This is a genomic window from Rhizobium sp. AN68 (genome assembly GCF_030758035.1).
GTDB lineage: Bacteria > Pseudomonadota > Alphaproteobacteria > Rhizobiales > Rhizobiaceae > Agrobacterium > Agrobacterium tumefaciens.
Genome location: NZ_JARWMI010000003.1, coordinates 1,159,875 through 1,181,700 on the forward strand (window position 1 = coordinate 1,159,875; position 21,826 = coordinate 1,181,700).

Here is a 21,826-nt window from a genome sequence, read left to right on the forward strand (position 1 = left end):
GTGACGAGCGGTTTTCGCCTGAAATCCGCTCCAGCTTTATGAGATCAAGATCAGGGGTCGGTTTTTTGTGAAAACCGGCCTTTCAAGTTCAGATCAGGGAGACGACATGGCAAAAGCCGAGGCTGACAAGGGTGCGGCTCCTTCCGCCCGGGAAAGGACCGCCCGGCCGTTTTCTGCTTTCGAGCGCATGGTGGCCTGGCGCTATCTGCGGTCGCGGCGCAAGGAAGCGTTCATATCCGTCATCGCCGGCTTTTCCTTCGTCGGCATCATGCTGGGCGTCGCGACGCTTATCATCGTCATGGCTGTCATGAACGGTTTTCGCACCGAGCTGATTTCGCGCATTCTCGGCATCAACGGCCATATGATCGTCCAGCCGATCGACCAGCCCTTCAACAATTACGATGAGCTGGCGAAGAAGTTCTCCGCCATTCCGGGCGTGACGATGGCCCTGCCGCTGGTAGAGGGGCAGACATTGGCCTCCGGTCGCGGTGGCGCCGGCTCCGGTGCGCTCGTGCGCGGCGTTCGCCAGGACGATATCGACAAGATCAAGGAAGTCGCCACCAACGTCAAAACCGGCGATCTCGTCGGCTTCATGGCGGGCGACGGGGTTCTGGTTGGCTCAAGGCTTGCCGCACAGCTTGGCGTGACGGCGGGCGACGATATCACCCTCATTTCGCCTGAAGGCGATGTGACGCCGATGGGTGTCAACCCGCGCGTCAAATCCTACAAGATTTCGGGCGTCTTCGAGATCGGCATGTCGGAATATGATGCGTCGATGATCTATATGCCGCTGTCCGAAGCCCAGCTTTATTTCAATGCCGAAGGCCTGGTGCAATCCATCGAGCTTTACGTCAGTCGCCCAGACAATGTCGACGGCATCCGCCCGCTGGTGGAGCAGGCAGCTGAGCGGCAGATCTATATCACCGACTGGAGACAGCGTAACCAGACCTTCTTTTCCGCCCTGCAGGTGGAAAGAAACGTGATGTTCATGATACTGACGCTCATCGTTCTGGTGGCGGCGCTCAACATCATTTCCGGCCTCATCATGCTGGTTAAGGACAAGGGCAGCGATATCGCCATTCTGCGCACCATGGGCGCCAGTTCCGGCGCCGTCATGCGTATATTCTTCATGACGGGAGCTGCCATCGGCACGGTGGGCACATTCGCCGGTGTGGCACTCGGCGTCATCGTCTGCCTCAATGTGGAATCGATCCGGCAGTTCTTCTCCTGGGTATCAGGCACGGTGCTGTTTGATCCGCAGCTCTATTTCCTCAGCCAGCTTCCGGCCGAAATGGATATCAGCGAGACCATTACCGTCGTCATCATGGCGCTGACGCTTTCTTTCCTGGCAACCATCTTTCCGGCATGGCGGGCTTCCAAGCTCGATCCGGTGCAGGCCCTGCGTTACGAATAAGGACCGCTTCACAATATGGCAAAAAAATCAGTGCTGCGGCTTACCGGCGTCGAGAGGACCTATGGTCAGGGCGAGACGTCGCTCTCCATTCTGCGCAAGGCCGATTTCGAGTTGAAGAGTGGTGAGATGGTGGCGCTTGTTGCCCCCTCGGGCACCGGAAAATCCACGCTGCTGCATCTCGCCGGGCTTCTCGAGCATCCGGATGCTGGCGAGGTCTTCATCAATGACGTGCCCTGCAATGGTCTGCCGGATGAAAAGCGCACGGCGATCCGCCGCAGCGACATCGGTTTTGTCTACCAGTTCCATCATCTGCTGCCGGAGTTCACGGCGGTGGAGAATGTGATGATGCCGCAGCTCATCGCCGGTTTGACGCAGGGCGAGGCCCGCAAGCGTGCGAGCGCGGTGCTCGATTACATGCGGGTCGGCCATCGCGGCGAACATCGCCCTGCTGAGCTTTCCGGCGGTGAACAGCAACGTGTGGCGATCGCGCGTGCCGTTGCCAACGCACCGCTCCTGCTTCTCGCCGACGAGCCGACCGGCAATCTCGATCCCGAGACCGCGCATTACGTGTTCGATGCGCTGGAAGCGCTGGTGCGCCAGTCCGGCCTTGCCGCACTGATCGCCACCCATAATCACGAGCTTGCCAACCGCATGGACCGCCGCGTGACGCTTGCAGACGGCAAGATCGTAGACTTCTGATCGTGATGCAGTAAGGCGACCATAGCGCCGCCTTTGCGATCTTTTCTGCGGCTGAGTCTGTCTACGTTCAGGTTTCCCGCGAAGCCACTCGTCCTTCCACAATTGAATTTTCACGAACCCGGAGGTGTTTTTGCCTCCGGGTTTTTTTGCTTTGGAGTCAGTGGCTTGCCATTCACGAAGGTGGAACCGCAGCCGATTCTGCCGCGTTAGCAAGGAGACTATCAATAAAAGCCTGTTGACAATCGAACAAAATGAGAACAAAGTTAGAACATAACGAGTAAGGAGAGACCAATGACTGATTTCATCCGTGACGTTGCCGCTTTCGCCTCCATCGCTGTGTTCGTCGCCAGCTTTTCGGTGATCCTCACTGCCCTGTGAAGGGCACACCGGCGCAGAAGCCTGTATAGACGCCGAAAGGCGGTGGACTTTGAAGGCCGAAAATCGGAAAATCGCCCCCTCGATTCAGAATGACAGGATGACGATATGGGCGAGACGGTTACGCGTGGAGAGACCTCTGGCGAAACGCTGAAAACACCCGGTTTCGTCCATCTGCGGGTTCACTCCGCTTACTCCCTGCTTGAGGGGGCTTTACCCCTCAAGAAAATTATGTCCAAGGCCGTTGCAGACGGCCAGCCGGCCATAGCCATTACCGACACCAACAATCTTTTCGTCGCACTGGAGTTTTCCGAAAAGGCGCGTGATGAGGGCTTGCAGCCGATTATCGGCTGTCAGGTGTCGATCGACATGCAGGATGCGGTGGATGATCGCCGCAATCACAACAGCCACCTTGCCAAGCTTCCAGCCATCGTGCTGCTCGCGGCTGATGCCGGAGGGTACGAGCGGCTGGTGGACCTTATCAGCCGCGCCTATCTGGAAGGCGAAAGCGGTGGCCAGTCCGTGCATATTACCCGTGCATGGCTGGAGGAAGCCTCCAATGCCGGGCTGATTGTGCTGACGGGTGCCTCCGGTGGTCCGGTGGATATGGCTCTGAAGGAAGGGCATGCGGCGCAGGCGAGAGAACGCCTGCTGGCGCTGAAATCACTCTTCGGTGACAAGCTTTATATCGAATTGCAGCGTCAGTCCGGTTTCGACCGCGTCCATGAGCGGCGTATGATTGGACTTGCTTATGAACATGATATTCCGCTGGTCGCCACCAACGAGGCGTTCTTCCCTTCGAGGGCCGATTATGAGGCGCATGACGCATTGATGGCGGTGGCGCATAACGCCATCGTTTCGGATGACAGCCGGTTCCGCCTGACCCCCGACCATTATATGAAAAGCCGTGAGGAGATGGCGGAGCTGTTTGCCGACCTTCCGGAGGCACTGGAAAACACCGTCGAAATCGCAATGCGTTGCTCGTATGTGCTGAAGAAGCGTGGGCCGATCCTGCCGCGCTTCACCGGTGCCAGCGACGATCCCGAAGCGGCGCAACGGGCAGAGGCCGAAGAGCTTCGCCGTCAGGCCGTCGAAGGTCTTGATCTTCGCCTTGCGGCCCTCGGCATGGCACCTGGCTACACAGAGCAGGAATATCGCGACAGGCTGGATTTCGAGCTTGGCGTTATCGAACGCATGGGTTTTCCAGGTTACTTCCTGATCGTTGCGGACTTCATCAAATGGGCCAAGCAGCAGGATATTCCGGTCGGCCCCGGCCGCGGTTCGGGTGCAGGCTCGCTCGTGGCCTATGCGCTGACCATCACCGATGTCGATCCCCTGCGCTTCTCGCTGCTGTTCGAGCGCTTCCTCAATCCCGAACGCGTGTCGATGCCCGACTTCGATATCGACTTCTGCCAGGACCGCCGCGAAGAGGTGATCCGCTACGTGCAGCGCAAATATGGCCGCGAGCAGGTGGCGCAGATCATTACCTTCGGTTCGTTGCAGGCTCGCGCGGCATTGCGCGACGTCGGCCGCGTGCTGGAAATGCCCTATGGGCAGGTGGACAAGATCTGCAAGCTGGTACCCAACAACCCGGCCAATCCGACGCCGCTGTCAAAAGCGATCGAGGAAGAGCCGCGTCTGCAGGAAGAGGCGGACAAGGAACCCGTCGTTGCCCGACTTCTGGATATCGCCCAGAAGATCGAGGGGCTTTACCGTCACGCCTCCACCCATGCTGCCGGTATCGTCATCGGTGACCGGCCGCTGTCGAAGCTGGTGCCGATGTATCGCGATCCGCGCTCCGACATGCCGGTTACCCAGTTCAACATGAAGTGGGTGGAAAGCGCAGGCCTCGTCAAATTCGACTTTCTCGGTCTGAAGACGCTGACGGTGCTGAAGGTTGCCGTCGATTTCGTTGCCAAACGCGGCATCAAGGTCGATCTCGCCGCAATTCCGCTGGACGACGCCAAAACCTACGAGATGTTGTCACGCGGTGAAACTATCGGCGTGTTCCAGGTGGAAAGTGCCGGCATGCGCAAGGCGCTTATCGGCATGCGCCCGGACTGCATCGAGGACATCATTGCGCTGGTGGCGCTTTATCGTCCGGGTCCGATGGAAAACATTCCGGTCTACAATGCCCGCAAGCATGGCGAGGAGGAACTGGAGTCGATCCACCCCACCATCGACCACCTCCTGAAGGAGACGCAGGGCGTTATCGTCTATCAGGAACAGGTGATGCAGATCGCCCAGGTTCTGTCAGGTTATTCGCTCGGCGAAGCCGATCTTCTGCGCCGCGCCATGGGCAAGAAGATCAAGGAGGAGATGGACCAGCAGCGCGAGCGCTTCGTCGACGGCGCGATCAGAAACAACGTGTCGAAGCCTCAGGCCAACACCATCTTCGACCTTCTGGCGAAATTTGCCAATTACGGCTTCAACAAGAGCCACGCCGCCGCTTACGCCATCGTGTCCTATCAGACCGCCTATATGAAGGCGCATTATCCGGTGGAGTTCCTCGCTGCCTCCATGACGCTGGATATGGCCAACACGGAAAAACTCAATGATTTCCGCCAGGATGCCAGCCGTCTCGGTATAGAGGTCGTGGCACCTTCGGTGCAGACGTCCTTCCGGCAGTTCGAGACGGGTGAGAACCGCATCTATTATTCGCTGGCCGCCATCAAGGGCGTGGGCGAGGGCGCGGTGGAACACATCGTTACCGTGCGCGACGGCAAGCCATTTGCAAGCCTGGAGGATTTCTGCCTGCGCATCGATCCGAAGCAGATCAACCGGCGTGTGCTCGAAAGCCTCATCAACGCTGGCGGTTTCGATTGTTTTGGCCGCGACCGCGCCGAGATGATCGGCGGGCTGGACCGTATCATCGGTTATTCGCAACGCGCGCAGGAAAGCCGCGTTACCGGCCAGTCGGACATGTTCGGCTCCGGCGGCGCAAGCGGTCCGGAAAAGCTCATCCTGCCTGCCTTCCAGCCGTGGCTCGCCTCGGAAAAACTGCTGCGCGAATATCAGGTGCTCGGTTTTTACCTGACCGCACATCCGCTCGATACCTACCGCCCCGTATTGGAAAAGTTGCGGGTGCAGAATTTCGCCGATTTTTCCGCCGCAGTGAAACAGGGTGCGACCGCCGGGCGTCTGGCCGGCACCGTCACCGGCAAGCAGGAGCGCAAGACCCGGACCGGAAACAAGATGGGTATCGTCACCTTCTCCGATGCCTCCGGCCAATATGAGGCGGTGTTGTTTTCCGAAGGGCTTGCCCCAGTTTCGCGATCTGCTCGAGGTGGGCAAATCGCTTGTTATCACCGTGCAGGCGGAAGAGCGCCCGGAAGGCATCGGTCTTCGCATCCAGACGGCGCAATCGCTCGAGGAGAAATCCGTCCAAATGCAAAAGGCGTTGCGGGTTTATGTGCGCGATTCTGGCCCGCTGAAAACCGTCGCCCGCCACCTCAATACCAAAGGTGACGGATCGGTTTATTTCATCGTCATCAAGGACGAGGGGAGCCGTGAGATCGAGGTGGAGCTGACGGAGAAATACCGTATTTCCCCTGAGATCGCCGCCGCACTTCGCTCTGCCCCCGGCGTTGTTGATGTGGAGCTGGTGTGAGGCCTCAAGCCCTCAAACCGGCCCTTCCTTTGTCACGGTAATGAAGTCCGTCCCCACCCCTGTCTCCATCTGGTGACTGAGGTCGGAAACGGTAATCGAACTGCCGGTTGAAAGCTCTTTCTCGATTCGGGAGCGAATTTCAGCCGGTATTTCGAGGCGATCGAGCACGGCGCTTAGCTGGTCAAAGCCACCGGGCGCTTCGGTAACGGTGATGCCGAGCCGCTTGCGGGCTGCGGCCGGCAGATGGTTTTCCAGTGTTACGCCATTCCATTCGGCGGTTCCGGCTGCGCGGTTGACGGCAACGGCTTCGAAGAAATGCGTTCCGAGTGCCACCTCGGGATCCTTGATGTCGATCGCAGCCTCGAATAGCGGCTTGAAATCCTGTCGCACCATGATCTGGCCATTCGGTGGATGATCTTCGCCGGCGGATGCGTAAAGCGCAGCGACGAAATCGTCGGTCAGTAGCGGCCCGGTGGTTTTCAGCCCCTTCCAGCGCTTGAACCCGTTGACGGCGCTGATCGTCATTTCTCCGGTATAGCCGTCCGGTGCGCCGGCATCGAAGCCAAGGCGCGTCAGTACCGCCTGAATATCCATCACCTTTTCGCGCTCGCCGCGCCGGGTGATGAGGATGCGCAAGGGCGAGGGCTCCTTGCCTTTGGCCATCGGTTTGATGGCTTGCGTTTTTTCATTCACGGCCACCTCAACGGTGCCCAATACGGCGTCGAAGGTCGCGGGGCGCAGCTCGACGTCGGATAAAAGCAGCTTGCCGTCATCGGCATCGTCCCGCGGCTCAAACAGGGCTGAATGTTGTACGGAGCGCAGAGAAACCGGCCGGTCGGTGATGATGACATGCACGCCATAGCGGGTCTCGCCGAACAGCGACTGCGCGAATTTCGAAGGCAGGCGCACGCAGCCATGCGAGGCCGGGTAATTCGGCACCTTGCCTTCGTGCAACGCGATGCCCGACCATGTCAGTCGCTGCATGAAAGGCATGGGCGCGGCCGAGTAGATGTTCGATTCGTGGTATTTGCGTTTTTCCAGAATCGAAAAAATGCCGCTCGGCGTCTCATGCCCGGCCTTGCCGGTTGAGACCTTGGATGTAGCAACGATCTCGCCGTTCTCGTAAAGCGCCAGCGATTGATCGCTTTTCGAAACGACGATCTGCAGGGACTTGTTGTCGGCGGCAAGCGCCGGAAAGGCAAGAATGCTGGCCGACAGCATGCCGGTCAGAAGACGGAAGCGAAGGGACATGACGCAATACACCACATGCACAAAACTTCGTTTACTCAACCACGCGAAGTTTAATGAAGTTTAAGGATAGGGCGTCTGCCACATCACTAATTTGTGTAATATCTAAAATATGGGCGGGGTGTTGCAGGCCGCAGGGTTTCACGGCGTTTGCAAGCGGCATGGCCGCTATTTGCGTGTGCCGAAAGTGTAGCCGGTCTCGACGCTGCCCTTGCCGAACTTGTCGCGCAGCTTGTCCATTGCCGCTTCCGCCGCCGCCCGCCGTTCTGCCTGCCTGTCGACGAGATCGGGAGGATCGGCAAGGTCCGCATCGCGCAGATCACTGACACCTATGCCGATCAGGCGAAACTTGGTGCCGTCGGTTTCTTTCGCAAGCAGCGAAAGGCCGGTGCGGAATATGCGGTCGGCAAGCTGGGTCGGGTCATCAAGCTTGCGGTTGCGGGTGCGGAGTTTGAAATCGGCCGTCTTCATTTTCAGTACAACCGTCTGGCCGGAAATGCCGCTCTTCTTCAGGCGCCAGGCAACTTTTTCGGAAAGCGACCGCAGGATCGGTACGAGGTCCTCGTGGCGGGAAATATCGTTGAAGAAGGTGGTCTCGGAAGACACGCTTTTCACGGGGTCGTTATTGTGCACGTGCCGTTCATCGATACCGCGCGAAAGCCGGAACAGCCGTTGTCCCATCACGCCATAGCGGCGCATCAGGTCGCCTTCCTCCATCTCCTGCAACTGCGCGATCATGCGGATGCCGTCCGCCTCCAGCGTCGCCGCAAACGCCTTTCCAACGCCCCATATCGTCGTGACGGGCCGTGCTGCCAGAAAGGAAAGCGCTTCCGCTTCGCCGATCACCGAAAAGCCGCGCGGTTTTTTAAGGTCGGACGCGACCTTGGCCAGAAATTTGCAGTAGGACAGCCCGGCCGAGACGGTCACGCCCACTTCTTTTTCCACCCGTTTCACAAATTTCGCCAGAACCCGGGCAGGTGGATCGTGATGCAGCCTCTCCGTTCCGGAAAGATCGAGAAACGCCTCGTCTATGGATAGCGGCTGCACGAGCGGCGTCAAATCCTGCATCATGGTTCGGATCTGACGGCCGACGCGGCTATATTTTGCCATGTCGGGCTTGATGACCACGGCGTCCGGACAAGCTTCCAGCGCCTTGAACATCGGCATGGCGGAGCGCACGCCCTGGATGCGGGCAATGTAGCAGGCAGTGGAAACCACGCCGCGTTTTCCGCCGCCGATGATCAACGGCTTGTCGGCAAGCTCGGGATTGTCCCGTTTTTCAACGGAGGCGTAAAAGGCGTCGCAATCGATATGGGCGATGCTGAGGTCGTAGAGTTCGTCATGGTAGACGAGGCGGGGACTGCCACAGGCGCGACAACGCCTCAGGTCCGCTGGCTGGCCGGCCAGACAGTCGCGGCAAAAACCGGGATCATAAAGATGCGACGTGGACATGGGCCGAAAACAAAACCAGAACGTCGCCAACCATACTCCGGCCGTGACGGTGGCTCAAGGGGTGGTCTGTCAATACTCACCCGAATCCAGTCCCGGGCCGGAAAAATGGTGCCAGGCAGCGGCAACCGTTTCGGGGGATGTGTCGGTCGCCGCGCAGAAGGCCATGAGGTCTGGTTCGTGGCTCATCAGAAAATCGGTGAGCCCCGCCAGAAAGCCGGGATCGTGGGCGGCATGGCGCAGCATATTGGCCTGCAATCCGCTCAGCGCCAGAAAACGCCCGAGCATTTCCGGCTCGTTTGCCAGCCAGCCAAGTATGGCGGCTGCCGTTTCTTGCGGATCTTTTCCGCCATTGTCTTTGTTTTTTGTATCTCTCAGCATTTCTCTACCGAAGTTACCTATTTTGAAACCAAATCGTTCTAGCCTTGCGCAACAAATGGACGATGGAATCGGTTCTCTGGCACCCTATATGTCTGGGAGAAGGTTTCAAAGCGAAACGGGGACTGCCCACCATGCCCAAGCAGGTCATGATAGTCGAAGACAACGAGCTGAACATGAAGCTCTTTCGTGACCTGATCGAGGCGTCTGGCTATACGACGATCCAGACGCGCAATGGCATGGAAGCGCTGGATCTTGCCCGCAAGCATCGCCCCGACCTCATTCTCATGGATATTCAGCTGCCGGAGGTTTCCGGGCTGGAGGTGACGAAATGGCTGAAGGAGGATGATGAGCTGCACGTCATTCCGGTCATCGCGGTAACCGCCTTCGCCATGAAGGGGGATGAGGAGCGCATTCGTCAGGGCGGATGCGAGGCCTATGTGTCCAAGCCGATCTCCGTTCCGAAATTCATCGAAATCATCAAGACCTATCTAGGCGATGCGTAAGGCGGTTGGGGAACTGTTATGACGGCGAGAGTTCTGGTTGTTGACGACATACCCGCAAACGTAAAGCTTCTCGAAGCCCGGCTTGTCGCGGAATATTTTGACGTCGTAACCGCCGAGGATGGTTTCAAGGCGCTTGATATCTGCGACCAGGAACAGGTCGATATCATCCTGCTGGACATCATGATGCCTGGCATGGACGGTTTCGAGGTCTGCGAACGGCTGAAGGCCAATCCGAAAACGGCGCATATTCCTGTTGTCATGGTCACCGCACTCGATCAGCCCTCGGACCGCGTGCGCGGTCTGAAAGCCGGCGCCGATGATTTTCTGACCAAGCCCGTTAACGACCTTCAATTGATCGCCCGTGTCAAAAGCCTCGTGCGCCTCAAGGCCGTCAGTGACGAATTGCGGCTGCGGGCCGAGACCGCGCGCGAGATCGGCATCGAGGAGATGCTGCGCAGCGATGGCCTCATGCAGACGCCTGGCCGCGTTCTGGTGGCGGATGGCCGCGCCAGCTCGCAGGAACGCATCGTCAGGGCGCTGAAGCCGGTTGCCGAGGTCGATGCCGTCACGGAGCCTCAGGCGGCCCTGTTGAAGGCCGCGAGCAACCCCTTCGAGCTTGTCATCGTCAATTCCAATTTTGAGGATTACGATCCGCTGAGACTGTGTTCGCAGCTTCGTTCGCTGGAGCGTACCCGGTTCCTGCCGTTGCTTCTGGTAGCGGAACAGGGGGCGGACGACATGGTGGCGCGGGCGCTCGATCTTGGCGTGAACGATTATATTCTCCGCCCGATCGATCCCAACGAACTTGTCGCCCGGTCTCTGACGCAGATCCGGCGCAAGCGCTATAACGAGCATCTGCGGCTCAATCTCCAGCACACGATGGAGCTTGCTATCGTCGATGGGCTGACTGGTCTTAACAATCGCCGTTATCTCGACAATCATCTGAAGATACTTTTCGACCGCGCCGCCGTGCGTGGCCGCCCGATTTCCATTTGCATGACCGATATCGACCGCTTCAAGCTGGTCAACGATACCTATGGCCACGATGTCGGCGATGAGGTTCTGCGCGAGTTTGCAGCCCGCATCCGCAGCACGGTGCGCGGCGCCGATCTTGCCTGCCGTTATGGCGGGGAGGAATTCGTGGTTGTGATGCCCGACACGTCGATGGAGCTTGCCACAAGCGTTGCCGAGCGCCTGCGGGCAATCATCGAGGACAAGCCGTTTCACGTTCGTTCCATCGACCGCGAGTTGAGTATCACGGCTTCGCTCGGCATCGCCACCAGCAGCGGAGCATTCGGCGCGCCGGACGAGCTTCTGAAGCAGGCCGACAGGGCGCTCTATGAGGCGAAACACACAGGACGCAACCGCGTCGTGGCGGCCGCCGCCTAGAGGCGCAGACCCATGACGCTGAAAATCCGTGCCGCCTTTTGAGACTTTCGACGTTTACCGTTATCGATAGCCGCCCAAAGACCTGGCGGCAAACTGTGGCAAGCGCCAAGTCCCTGACCTTGCCAGTATTTTATCTTCTTGCAATGAGGGGGTGAAGTCTAACAGGATTAATAGAGTTCAAGTTGAAAAATACGTTGAATTCAATCGCTCACGGAACTATAGTGTGCCAGCGTTGTATATTTAACCATGTTTTCCAGGTGATGTATCTCTGGCTTAAGAATTTGTTGATTTTTATTTTACTTCTGCGCACACTCCCAATCGAGAATAACAGTTCTTCCGGCGGTTTTTCCGTCTAGTGATGAAGAAACGATGGCGGTTTACACCGCTGATGTTTCGGTCGTCAGGGGCTGGTATTGCGTAGTTTGAATGCCCCATGATGCTCAGGTCCGCCGCATCTCCTGGATCGTGGGGTCGGTCGGCTGACGATGTCCGAATCGGTTCCTCGTGCCGTGATCACATCGTTGGCCGACCGCCTTATCTCCGAAAATATTCTGTGCTTGTGCTGCCGCTTATAGCGCAGCACATCCGGCTGCGCGCGCAGGCAGCGCGCTGTCGCAGCGGTTGGCGCATTTGGCCGATGAGACGCTGATTAGGAGAGGCGCTGGTTAGGCGAGACGGTGATAAAGAGTTTTCCCGCCGTGCCGATAGCGCCGACTGGGTTCCAAACTCAAGAACCGCAACTAGGAAGGTTGCGATTCGTTGGCCCGTGGCGGGCCTTGCGAGGGCGCTGGCGCAAAGAATGCCGTTGGCGGCAATCCTTTCCGTACAAACAAAAAACGCGCCCGTTGGGCGCGCTTTTGCCGGAGAACCCGATCAAGAATTACTTGATCTTGGTTTCCTTAAATTCAACGTGCTTGCGTACAACCGGGTCATACTTCGTCTTCGTCATCTTGTCCGTGAACGTACGGCTGTTCTTGGTGGTGACGTAGAAGGTACCGGTGTCGGCTGTCGACAGCAGCTTGATCTTGATTGTTGTAGCTTTCGCCATGGTCGTCCTGCCTTTAAACAAAAGAGAAGCCGCAGGCGCTTCTCACCTCGGCTAAATCTGGCGCGAAACTACGTATCGCGCCTGAAAAGTCAAGTCTGTTTTGCCCTGAAAACAAAACGGAAGGCATAAAGCACCACGTAAAGCCCGAAAAACACGGCAAGCGCCCAGGCGAAACCATCGGTACCCGCAACATCCATGGAAATGCCGACGGCCTGTGGTCCGGCTATTGTGCCCATGGCGTAGCAGAAGATGAAGGCGGCGTTGGCGGCCACCAGATCGGCCCCTTTGAGACGCGATCCCAGATGGGTGAGGCCGACGGTATACATGCCGGATACGAGGCCGCCCCAGAACAGCAGCAGGGCCGCTACGAGAATCCATCTATCCACCAGCAAGGGCAGCGCCAGCGTGCCGCAAACGCCCGCAAAGGCCATCAGCGCCAGCATTGTGCGCCGGTCCTTCATTCGGTCCGAAAGCAGGCCGATCGGTATCTGGAAGACCATGTTGCCGATGCCCATCACTGTCAGCAGAAGTGCCGCCTGCGATTCGTTGAAGCCTTCGCGGGTCGCATAGATGGGAAAGAGCGACAGACCGCCCGCTTGCACGGCGCCGAACACGAAGGCCGCCGCAGAAGCCATCGGCACCAGCCATATATAACGGGCGAAATGGTGGTTCGGCCTTTCGCTCAGCTCCGGGCTTTCGCCGCGCGCAAGGAAGATCGGGATCGCGGCAAGCAGTATGATTGCCGCCCCGACCAGAAATGGCAGGATGCCATCGCTGCCGACCACGGAAAACAATAACGGGCCAACCGCGAACCCAACCGCAAGTCCGGTGGCGTAGATGCCGAGAACCATGCCGCGTTTTTTCGGTGGCGCGGTCATGTTGATCCAGTATTCGGAGAGGATGAACAGCGTGGTGGTTGCGCCATGGAAGACGATCTCGCAGCGGAAACCACATCCAGAAGGCGTCGGCGAAATAGAAACAGAGCGCACTCAGGGCCGACACGACAACGGCAAATAGCATCGTTCGCGCCACGCCGAAATCATGGGCGATCTTGGTGGTCACCGGCGCTGCCATCATCGCCGCAACGCCGGCCATTGCCGAATTTACCCCGATCATGGTGGAGGAGATGCCGCGCTTCTCAAGGATGATCGACAGGAGCGGCAGGCCAAGGCCGATGGCGACACCGACCGCACTGATGGCGGAGATGGCGGCGATCAGTGAGGGCCAGTGAATGGCGTCCGCTTCGCATTTCATTTGTGACATGACGGCCTTTATACAAAGTCTCGAATGAATCGGCCGTGGCGCGTGACATAGAGCCGCGCGGGGCTTTCAAAGGGCAGTGACGGATCACCTATCATGAGTTTTGTGACATCTTCGAGAACCGTGCGTGTGATTTTCGGCATGTTCAGACTGGAAAGCGCTGTCATGTCAAGCCATTGCACATTGTGCAGCTCATCTGAATCCCTGATTAGCCGGGTATCCAGCCGCAACTCGTCGGCGTAACAGCAAAAGAATCGCGTGTCGTAACGCCTGATATTGCCGGGCGGGGTGATTGCGCGCGCCACATATCGAAAACGCGAAAGATCCGGACCATCAGCGTCCATGCCCATATCGACGCCGGTTTCCTCCACGAGCTCGCGCGCGGCGGCAAGCGCCAGCGCCCGTGCCCCGGCAGCGCTCAGGCGGCGCGCGGCAGACGTGGTGAGGCTGCGCAGCACGGCGGGGTGCAGATCGCCGGAGAAGGGCAGGGCGTGGTCGCGTGGATCGCGTTTGCCACCGGGAAACACGTAAGCGCCGGGCATGAATATGTGGGCATTACTGCGCCGGCCCATCAGCACGCGAATAGCAGGGCCGGAACGATCAAACAGGATGATTGAGGCGGCATCGCGCGGCCGCAGTGGACCGCTCGCCGCCTGGGTGTTCGAGGGAAGCTCGGACACTTGCAAATTCCCGCCCGCCGTCAGTGGGAGGAGCCGTCTATCTGCACTTTTGGCTGTTTTCCGTCGAAGCCGTGCATTCTAAGTGCCCATTGCAGGCCGATGACGCCACCCTTGATCGGTTGCAGCGTCAGAAGCGCGGCCAGAATGGTGATAGGCACCCAGATGGCGAAGTGTACCCACATGGGAACGGAAAGCACGAGATCGGTCATCATGAAGCCGCCAACGGCGATATGGCCGATGATGACGATAGAAATATAGGGCGGCAGGTCGTCGGAGCGGTGATGATGCATTTCCTCGCCGCAGGCCGCGCAATTGTCCACCGGCTTCAGGAAGGCCCGAAACAGGCGACCGCTGCCACAGGCCGGGCAGCGATTGGCCATGCCCCGCATGATCGAGCGGCCAAGCGGACGCTCCGCGCTTCCATCTCCGAAGGTAACCGTTTCCGAGCCCTGATTTGCACTCATCCTGAAGTCCTTCTCCCGTTTGTCTTAACCGCTTGACGCGGTCTTGTTACCGACGTCCTCTCGGCGGCCTTGTTCCCGGCTTGGCGGAAGGACGTGATGTCCGCCGGCCTGCCTTGTGGAACGACCGCGAGCCGACCGGCATCTTGCGCCCCGGGCTCAGCATTTCAAACCGCAGCGCACCAGCCAAGGGTACCGCTTCTGCAAGCCGCACCTGAACCGTATCGCCGAGTTGATAACCGAGACCCGTCTTTTCCCCCGTCAGAGCCTGATGGGCTTCGTCGTAGAGGAAATAGTCGGTTCCAAGTGTAGATATAGGAACAAACCCGTCGGCGCCAAACTGCGGCAGCGCGACAAATAGTCCCGCCTTGGTGACACCCGCGACGCGGCCATCGAACTCCTCACCGACGCGCTCGGAAAGATGGTGCGCGATCAGCCGGTTGATGGTGTCGCGCTCTGCGGCCATGGCGCGGCGCTCGAAGGTCGAGATTTCGGCGGCGATATCGTCAAGCGTCGCCTCTTCCTGCGGGGTGATGCCGCCTTCGCCGAGGCCTAGCGATCCCACCAGCGCCCGATGCACGATCAGGTCGGCATAACGCCGGATCGGTGAGGTGAAATGCGCGTACTTCATCAGGTTGAGGCCGAAATGGCCGATATTTTCCGGGCTGTAGATCGCCTGGCTCTGGCTGCGCAGCACCATCTCGTTGACCATGATCTGGTGCGGCGTGTCGAGTGCGCGCGCCAGAATGCCGTTGAAGGAATTGGCGCGCATCGCGACACCCTTGGCCATGGAAATGCCGATGGTGCCGAGGAATTCGCGCAGCACTTCCTGCTTGGTAAGTGTGGGGGCGTCATGCACGCGGTAGACCAGCCGTTGCTTTTTCTTTTCCAGGGTCTCTGCGGCGGCGACGTTCGCCTGGATCATCATTTCCTCGATCAGCTTGTGCGCGTCGAGGCGTTCGGGAATGACGACCTTGTCCACCGTGCCGTCGGGCCTGAGCTGGATCTTGCGCTCCGGCATGTCGAGTTCCAGCGGCTGGCGGCGATCGCGGCCGCGCTTCATCACGGCATAGGCGTGCCACAGCGGCTTCAGGATTGGCTCCAGCAGCGTGCCGGTCTTGTCGTCCGGGCGGCCGTCGATTGCGGCCTGCGCCTGCTGGTAGGAGAGCTTGGCGGCACTCTTCATCATGATGCGATGGAAAGTGTGGCTCGCCTTGCGGCCTTCCTTCGAGAACGTCATCCGCACAGCAAGGGCAGGGCGGTCGACGCCTTCCTTCAGCGAGCAGAGGTCGTTGGAGATGCGTTCCGGCAGCATCGGCACGACACGATCAGGGAAATAGACGGAGTTACCACGCTTCAGCGCCTCGCGGTCGAGCGGTGCGCCTGATCGCACATACCAGGACACGTCGGCGATGGCGACGGTGACAATCACTCCATCAGGATTGTCGGGCGAAGGGTCGAGTTCGGCATAGACCGCGTCGTCATGGTCCTTGGCGTCGGCCGGATCGATCGTGATCAGCGGCAGGTCGCGCCAGTCTTCACGGTGCGACATGGTCGCGGGTTTTGCGGCATCCGCCTCGGCCAGAACATTCGGCGGGAAGATGTGCGGAATACCGTGGGCATGGATCGCGATCATCGAGATCGCTTTCTCCGAGGCGACTGAGCCGACCACCGAAAGAACCTTTGCGCGTGTCAGGCCGTAACGACCGCTGTTGCGCGAGGTTTCCACCTCGATCAGGTCGCCGTCCTTGGCATCGCCCACACCCTCGGGGTCGATGACCATTTCCTCGCCGCGCCGGTCGATCGGCATCAGGCGTCCGCCGCCGCCTTCCGTTTCCTTGAACACGCCAAGCAGCGCGTTCTGACGACGGTCGATCAGCTTGACGACGCGGGCCGTGTAGGCCGGGCCGACGCTGTCCTTTGAAGGGAATATTTTTGCCAGAATGCGATCGCCGAGACCGGCGGCAGGGGCTTTCTTACTGCGATCCTGCGAGGACTGGCGGATGAGCACGGCGGGGGCCGCGCCCTGATCTTCAGGCCATTCGGCAGGCCGGCCGATCAATTCGCCGTCCTTGTCGCGGGTGGTGATGTCGAGAACCGTCACCGGCGGCAGGCCACCCGGTCGCGTCAGCGTCTTGCGGCTCTTCTGCACCATGCCATCGGTTTCAAGCTCCTTTAGCAGTGCCTTGAGCACAACGCGGTCGTCGCCTTTCAGCCCGAAAGCCTTGGCGATTTCGCGCTTGGAGGCCTGCTGCGGATGCTCGGCGATGAATTTCAGCAGCACTTCGCGGGAAGGCACCTCGCCATGGATGATGCCTTCACCTTCATTTGCCCGCTTGCCGCGCCCGGTACGTCCGAAGCCGTCGCTGGCGGAACCCTGTCTCTGACGCGGCGCCTTGCTCACGATTCTGCCTTCTTGGGTTTGGCTGCGGCCTTCGGCTTGGCAGCCGTCTTGCTTTTCGTTGCGGCCTTGGCTTTTGTCGCCTTCGGCTTTGCGGCTGTGTCGCCATCGGCCTTCTTGGCAGCAGGTTTCTTGGCCTTGGCGGGTTTGCCGCCGGTTCCGGTCTTGGCGATGCGCTCGGCAATCAGCACCAGCGATTCGTCCAGCGTCACGGAGGTCGGATCCTGCCCCTTTGGAATGGTGGCGTTAACTTTGCCCCAGTTGACGTAAGCGCCGTAACGCCCGTCGCGGACGGTGATCGGGCCGCCATCGGGGTGATCACCCAGTTCCTTCAGCGCCGCAGGCGTGCCGTTGCGGCCGCGCCCCGGTCCCTTGCTCTGCTTCTCGGCAATGACGGTAACGGCACGGTTGAGGCCGATCGAGAACACGTCTTCGATGCTTTCGAGGTTCGCATAGGAACCGTCATGCAACAGAAAGGGTCCGTAGCGGCCAAGCCCGGCGGAAATCATCTTGCCGGTTTCGGGGTGCTTGCCGATATCGCGCGGCAGGTTGATGAGCGCCAGCGCCTTTTCGTGGTCAATGTCCTCAGGCTTCCAGCCCTTGGGCAGCGAGGAGCGCTTGGCTTCCTTGCCATCGCCGCGCTGGATGTACGGGCCGAAACGGCCAGACCGAAGCGTCAACTCCTCGCCGGTCATCGGATCGGCACCCAGCGCTTTCGGCTCGTTGGATACGGAAGCTTCGGCTTCCGAGCCATCGGACGTGAGCTGGCGGGTGAAGTTGCACTCCGGATAATTGGAGCAACCGACGAAAGCGCCATATTTGCCGAGCTTCAGCGAAAGGTTGCCGGTGCCGCAAACCTGACAGATGCGCGGATCGGAGCCGTCCTCACGCTTGGGGAAGACCAGCGGGGCCAGAACTTCATTGAGCGCATCCAGCACGTTGGTAACGCGCAATTCCTTGGTATCTTCGATCTGCGCGAAGAAATCCTTCCAGAAATCACGCAGCACCTGCTTCCAGTCCAGTTCGCCCGCGGAAATGCGGTCGAGCTTTTCTTCCAGATCGGCGGTGAAGTCGTATTCGACATATTTGGCAAAGAAGCTTTCGAGGAAAGCCGTCACCAGCCGTCCGCGCGAATGGGGAATGAGCTTGCGCTTGTCGATGATGATATATTCGCGGTCGCTTAGCGTCTTCAGTGTCGCCGCATAGGTGGAAGGACGGCCGATGCCGAGTTCTTCCATCTTCTTGATGAGCGATGCTTCCGAATAACGCGGCGGCGGCTCGGTGAAGTGCTGGCTGGCGTTGATCTTCTGCTTGGCGAGGTTCTCGCGCGCATTGATCTGCGGCAGGCGGCCTTCATCGTCACCGTCGTCGCTCTGCTCGCCATCTTCTTTCTGGTCGGTATAGGCGGCAATGAAGCCGTCGAAGCGGATGACGGAACCGACGGCACGAAGCCCGGCCTTTTCACCGTCCTTGTCGGCAAGGATTTCCACCGTGGTACGTTCGATTTCGGCAGATGCCATCTGGCTCGCAATGCCGCGCTTCCAGATCAGGTCGTAAAGACGCAACTGGTCGGCATCGAGGTAACGCTTCACCTGATCAGGCGTGCGGTTAAAATCGGTCGGACGGATAGCTTCGTGCGCTTCCTGCGCGTTCTTTGCCTTGGTTGAGTAGAAGCGTGCTTTTTCCGGCACATAGCGGTCGCCGAACTGCTCGCCGATGGCGCGGCGTGCGGCATCGATCGCTTCCGGCGCCATCTGCACGCCGTCGGTACGCATATAGGTGATCAAACCAACGGTTTCGCCGCCGATGTCGATACCTTCATAAAGCTTCTGGGCCACCTGCATGGTGCGCGAGGCCGAAAAGCCCATGCGCGAGGAGGCAGCCTGCTGCAGCGTCGAGGTGGTGAAGGGCGGGCCGGGATTGCGCTTGACGGGTTTCGCCTCGACCGTATCGACAATATAGGTCGCGCCTTCCAGGAGCGCCTTCAGGCGGTTGGCGTCATCTCCTGTCTTGATCGAACGGCCTTGCAGCTTCTTGCCATCGGCGGAAACCAGCTTCGCCTCGAACTCGTCACCGCGCGGTGTCTTCAACAGCGCGCTGATGTTCCAGTATTCCTCGGAGACGAAACGCTCGATCTCGGCTTCGCGGTCGCAGACGAGACGCAGCGAAACGGACTGCACGCGGCCGGCGGAACGGGCGCCCGGCAGCTTGCGCCACAAAACCGGCGACAGGTTGAAACCGACGAGATAATCCAGCGCACGGCGGGCAAGATAGGCATCGACCAGCGGCACGTCGATGTCGCGCGGGTTCGCCATCGCGTCCAGTACCGCCTTTTTGGTGATGGCGTTGAAGACCACGCGCTTCACCGGCTTGTCGCCGAGAACGCGCTTCTTCTTCAAGAGATCAAGCACATGCCAGGAAATCGCTTCACCCTCGCGATCCGGGTCGGTTGCGAGAAACAGGCCGTCGGAGGATTTCACCGCGTCGGCAATGTCCTTCATGCGCTTGGCGGATGCGCTATCGACCTCCCAGGACATTTCGAAGTCCTGGTCGGGCAGCACAGATCCGTCCTTGGCAGGAAGGTCCCGGACGTGGCCAAAGGATGCAAGAACCTTGTAGCCCGGACCAAGATACTTGTTGATCGTCTTGGCTTTGGCAGGAGATTCTACGACGACGACATTCATATTGTTTTTCTCTGGAACTGGTCCGTTAACATAGCCGGATCACGGCATAATGCCGCAATTCGCCTTCTTTATAATTCGACATGGACAGGTAATGCGCGCGGGTCAAGAGGCAAGCCCGATTTTATCGCTCCAAGGCAATTGCAACCTATGGATAATCTGCCGTTGTATTGCAATCTTTGGTAAATTTGTTATAGTGACCAACATGATTTGAATTGACGTAATGATCTTTGTTTCAGGTTGAAATTCCAGGATAGATATATGGTCCCGAACGCAACAAACAATAATGCCGATAATGAAGGGACCAGAGAGAACTTGGCTTACATTCGCCAGATGCTCGCGGAACTGAGGCTCGTCGCCAATCGCGAGGGCGCCGACATGCTGTGCTATCTGATTTAAATGGCCTATGTGGAAGTCGGCGATATCCAGAGCGGGCGGCGTAAGCTTTCAATCCGCGAGGAGCGAAACCCGCCCCCCGGCGTGCCGGTTTAACCGCCCGGCAATATCGAGTTCCAGCAGCACCATGTGAACCGTGGCCGCGGAAAAACCCGTGTGGCGAATGATATCGTCCGTTTCGACGGGCGAGTGCCCGAGAGCGGCGGCAACGATGCTGCGCTCGTCATCTCCGGGCGGTGACATTTCCGCATCGGATCGTGGTTCCTCGACCTTGCGGTCATAGGGCAATCGCGGTTCCATCAGCGGTCGTAGCGCATCGAGAATATCGGCCGCCCCTGTGGTCAGCATCGCGCCTTCCTTGATCAGCCGGTTGGTGCCTTCGCAGCGCGCATCGAGTGGGGAGCCTGGCACGGCGAAAACCAGCCGTCCCGCTTCGCCGGCAAGCCGCGCCGTGATCAGCGAACCGGATCGTTCCGCCGCTTCCACTATGACGATGCCGAGCGAGACGCCTGATATCAGCCGGTTGCGGCGGGGGAAATCCCGCGCGCGTGGCTCCCAGCCGAAGGGCATTTCGCTGATCGTCGCGCCACCCTGTTCGTAGATGTCCTGCAAGAGCCCAAAATTTTCCTGAGGGTAGGGACGGTCGAGACCGCCCGCCAGCATGGCCACCGTGCCGGTTGCAAGGCTTGCCCGGTGCGCTGCCGCATCGATGCCGCGCGCCAGCCCGGAAGCGATCGTATAGCCCGCACGACCGCAATCGCGCGCCAGCATCGCGGCGAATTTCGCGCCGTTGATGGAGGCGTTGCGTGATCCGACGATGCCGACGCAAGGTCTTGTTGCGGTGGATGCTGATCCCTTCATGGCGATCAGTGGCGGCGCGCCGTCGAGCTGTCGCAGGGCAGGCGGGTAGTCCGGCTCACCGATGCCGACGAAGCGAGCGCCGAATCTTTCAGCCGTTTCGATTTCGCCTTCCGCTTCCGCCTGTGTGGCAATGCGCGGACTGCGCAATGAACCGCCGCGCCTTGAAAGCTCGGGCAGGGCAGAGAGCGCTTTTTCAGCGCTGCCAAAATGATTGATGAGTTCGCGGAAGGTGACGGGGCCGATATTGTCGCTGCGGATCAGCCGAAGCCATGCGACCCGCTGCCGCGCGGAAAGCTCTATGCCCTGCCGTGTCGTTTCCTCATGCGGCATGACTTATCCTTAAAGCTTGCCTTAGCCCTTTTGCCCGATCCTGCTTTCCGTGCCGGCCAGAAGCCGTGCGATGTTTTCCCGGTGTTTCCACCAGGAAATCACGCTCAGCAACGTTACCAGAAGCGCCGTCTTTTCAGGCCCGACTATCCAGAGGGCGACCGGGATCACAAGCATGGCAACCAGCGCCGACAGCGAGGAATACCGGGTGATGAACGCGGTTGCGAGCCAGATCAGCGCAAAAGCCAGCATCATCAGGGGGGCAGCGCCTAAAAGCACGCCGATATAGGTCGCCACGCCCTTGCCGCCCTTGAAACCGAGCCACACCGGAAACAGATGGCCGAGAAAGGCAAAGAAACCGGCAACCAGCGACGCCTCGTAACCCCAGAGCGCATTGGCGACGAGCACTGCGGCGGTGCCCTTCAGCGCATCAAGCAGCAATGTCGCTGCGGCGAGCTTCTTGTTGCCGGTGCGCAGCACATTAGTGGCGCCAATATTGCCGGAACCAATCTTGCGCACATCGCCCAGCCCCGCCATGCGGGTAAGAAGCAGGCCGAAGGGTATCGAGCCGAATAGATAGCCAATCAGCGCCGCAAGCGCGAGAAGGGCAGGCGCCGTCTGCCAGTCAGTCAAAGCACTCATT

At 59.4% G+C, this 21,826-nt stretch carries 14 protein-coding genes and 3 pseudogenes; 6 read left to right on the plus strand and 11 right to left on the minus strand.

The genetic code is table 11. The features are described 5' to 3' along the window. Positions 1-106 precede the first annotated feature (106 nt). From RBH71_RS18730 to dnaE, 3 genes and pseudogenes are all read left to right on the plus strand, one after another. On the plus strand, positions 107-1,414 hold the full coding sequence (locus RBH71_RS18730) for a lipoprotein-releasing ABC transporter permease subunit (protein WP_003512696.1): 1,308 nt from the start codon (positions 107-109) through the stop codon (positions 1,412-1,414). A 15-nt stretch (positions 1,415-1,429) separates the two neighbouring features. Then, positions 1,430-2,113 (plus strand): ABC transporter ATP-binding protein, encoded by a 684-nt coding sequence (locus RBH71_RS18735; RefSeq protein WP_323687443.1) that lies wholly within the window; start codon positions 1,430-1,432, stop codon positions 2,111-2,113. A gap of 483 nt (positions 2,114-2,596) precedes the next feature. Continuing rightward, a pseudogene (gene dnaE / locus RBH71_RS18740) lies at positions 2,597-6,098 on the plus strand (DNA polymerase III subunit alpha). Between the two features lie 12 nt (positions 6,099-6,110). Here dnaE and RBH71_RS18745 read toward each other — a convergent pair. The 3 genes from RBH71_RS18745 to RBH71_RS18755 form a co-directional block, all read right to left on the minus strand. Beyond that, positions 6,111-7,349, minus strand: coding sequence for a L,D-transpeptidase family protein (locus RBH71_RS18745; protein WP_003512703.1), 1,239 nt, complete (start codon positions 7,347-7,349; stop codon positions 6,111-6,113). A 165-nt stretch (positions 7,350-7,514) separates the two neighbouring features. Beyond that, on the minus strand, positions 7,515-8,798 hold the full coding sequence (locus RBH71_RS18750; protein WP_323687444.1) for a DNA polymerase IV: 1,284 nt from the start codon (positions 8,796-8,798) through the stop codon (positions 7,515-7,517). 69 nt (positions 8,799-8,867) lie between these two features. After that, on the minus strand, positions 8,868-9,176 hold the full coding sequence (locus RBH71_RS18755; protein WP_003512709.1) for a DUF3572 domain-containing protein: 309 nt from the start codon (positions 9,174-9,176) through the stop codon (positions 8,868-8,870). A 131-nt stretch (positions 9,177-9,307) separates the two neighbouring features. Here RBH71_RS18755 and RBH71_RS18760 point away from each other — a divergent pair, with 131 nt between their 5' ends. Both RBH71_RS18760 and RBH71_RS18765 read left to right on the plus strand, forming a co-directional pair. After that, entirely contained in the window at positions 9,308-9,679 is a 372-nt protein-coding gene (locus tag RBH71_RS18760; protein WP_003496409.1) for a response regulator, read from the plus strand. A gap of 18 nt (positions 9,680-9,697) precedes the next feature. After that, positions 9,698-11,068, plus strand: coding sequence for a PleD family two-component system response regulator (locus RBH71_RS18765; protein ID WP_003512711.1), 1,371 nt, complete (start codon positions 9,698-9,700; stop codon positions 11,066-11,068). Positions 11,069-11,948: 880 nt separating this feature from the next. Here the strand turns inward: RBH71_RS18765 and rpmG are convergent. The 6 genes and pseudogenes from rpmG to topA form a co-directional block, all read right to left on the minus strand. Continuing rightward, on the minus strand, positions 11,949-12,116 hold the full coding sequence (gene rpmG / locus RBH71_RS18770) for a 50S ribosomal protein L33 (protein WP_003496403.1): 168 nt from the start codon (positions 12,114-12,116) through the stop codon (positions 11,949-11,951). A gap of 89 nt (positions 12,117-12,205) precedes the next feature. Further along, a pseudogene (locus RBH71_RS18775) lies at positions 12,206-13,370 on the minus strand (MFS transporter). Positions 13,371-13,387: 17 nt separating this feature from the next. Beyond that, the gene (locus RBH71_RS18780; RefSeq protein ID WP_003512714.1) at positions 13,388-14,056 is read right to left on the minus strand and encodes an NUDIX domain-containing protein; all 669 of its coding nucleotides are present in this window, start codon (positions 14,054-14,056) and stop codon (positions 13,388-13,390) included. A gap of 20 nt (positions 14,057-14,076) precedes the next feature. Next, positions 14,077-14,520 carry a DUF983 domain-containing protein gene (locus RBH71_RS18785; RefSeq protein WP_003512717.1) on the minus strand — a complete coding sequence of 148 codons (444 nt, stop codon included), beginning with the start codon at positions 14,518-14,520 and terminating at the stop codon, positions 14,077-14,079. 46 nt (positions 14,521-14,566) lie between these two features. Further along, positions 14,567-16,921 carry a ribonuclease R gene (gene rnr, locus RBH71_RS18790; RefSeq protein ID WP_003512718.1) on the minus strand — a complete coding sequence of 785 codons (2,355 nt, stop codon included), beginning with the start codon at positions 16,919-16,921 and terminating at the stop codon, positions 14,567-14,569. Then, positions 16,918-19,602: a type I DNA topoisomerase gene (gene topA / locus RBH71_RS18795; protein ID WP_003512719.1), complete on the minus strand. Its 2,685-nt coding sequence runs from the start codon at positions 19,600-19,602 to the stop codon at positions 16,918-16,920. The genes rnr and topA overlap by 4 nt, the downstream gene beginning before the upstream one ends. 258 nt (positions 19,603-19,860) lie before the next feature. Between topA and RBH71_RS18800 the strand changes: the two are divergent. After that, positions 19,861-20,091: pseudogene (locus RBH71_RS18800) on the plus strand (hypothetical protein). Here the strand turns inward: RBH71_RS18800 and dprA are convergent. Then, the gene (gene dprA / locus RBH71_RS18805) at positions 20,047-21,186 is read right to left on the minus strand and encodes a DNA-processing protein DprA (protein ID WP_003512721.1); all 1,140 of its coding nucleotides are present in this window, start codon (positions 21,184-21,186) and stop codon (positions 20,047-20,049) included. The pseudogene RBH71_RS18800 and the gene dprA overlap by 45 nt on opposite strands. A 21-nt stretch (positions 21,187-21,207) precedes the next feature. Continuing rightward, positions 21,208-21,825 (minus strand): glycerol-3-phosphate 1-O-acyltransferase PlsY, encoded by a 618-nt coding sequence (gene plsY, locus RBH71_RS18810; RefSeq protein WP_003512722.1) that lies wholly within the window; start codon positions 21,823-21,825, stop codon positions 21,208-21,210. Position 21,826 lies beyond the last annotated feature (1 nt).

What these genes read in the sequence shown, in the direction of transcription:
- plsY (WP_003512722.1), bottom strand. Translation starts at nt 21,825, where the DNA reads ATGAGTGCTTTGACTGACTGGCAGACGGCGCCTGCCCTTCTCGCGCTT.
- dprA (WP_003512721.1), bottom strand. Translation starts at nt 21,186, where the DNA reads ATGCCGCATGAGGAAACGACACGGCAGGGCATAGAGCTTTCCGCGCGG.
- RBH71_RS18730 (WP_003512696.1), top strand. Translation starts at nt 107, where the DNA reads ATGGCAAAAGCCGAGGCTGACAAGGGTGCGGCTCCTTCCGCCCGGGAA.
- RBH71_RS18755 (WP_003512709.1), bottom strand. Translation starts at nt 9,176, where the DNA reads ATGCTGAGAGATACAAAAAACAAAGACAATGGCGGAAAAGATCCGCAA.
- RBH71_RS18760 (WP_003496409.1), top strand. Translation starts at nt 9,308, where the DNA reads ATGCCCAAGCAGGTCATGATAGTCGAAGACAACGAGCTGAACATGAAG.
- RBH71_RS18750 (WP_323687444.1), bottom strand. Translation starts at nt 8,798, where the DNA reads ATGTCCACGTCGCATCTTTATGATCCCGGTTTTTGCCGCGACTGTCTG.
- RBH71_RS18785 (WP_003512717.1), bottom strand. Translation starts at nt 14,520, where the DNA reads ATGAGTGCAAATCAGGGCTCGGAAACGGTTACCTTCGGAGATGGAAGC.
- topA (WP_003512719.1), bottom strand. Translation starts at nt 19,602, where the DNA reads ATGAATGTCGTCGTCGTAGAATCTCCTGCCAAAGCCAAGACGATCAAC.
- RBH71_RS18745 (WP_003512703.1), bottom strand. Translation starts at nt 7,349, where the DNA reads ATGTCCCTTCGCTTCCGTCTTCTGACCGGCATGCTGTCGGCCAGCATT.
- RBH71_RS18735 (WP_323687443.1), top strand. Translation starts at nt 1,430, where the DNA reads ATGGCAAAAAAATCAGTGCTGCGGCTTACCGGCGTCGAGAGGACCTAT.
- RBH71_RS18765 (WP_003512711.1), top strand. Translation starts at nt 9,698, where the DNA reads ATGACGGCGAGAGTTCTGGTTGTTGACGACATACCCGCAAACGTAAAG.
- rpmG (WP_003496403.1), bottom strand. Translation starts at nt 12,116, where the DNA reads ATGGCGAAAGCTACAACAATCAAGATCAAGCTGCTGTCGACAGCCGAC.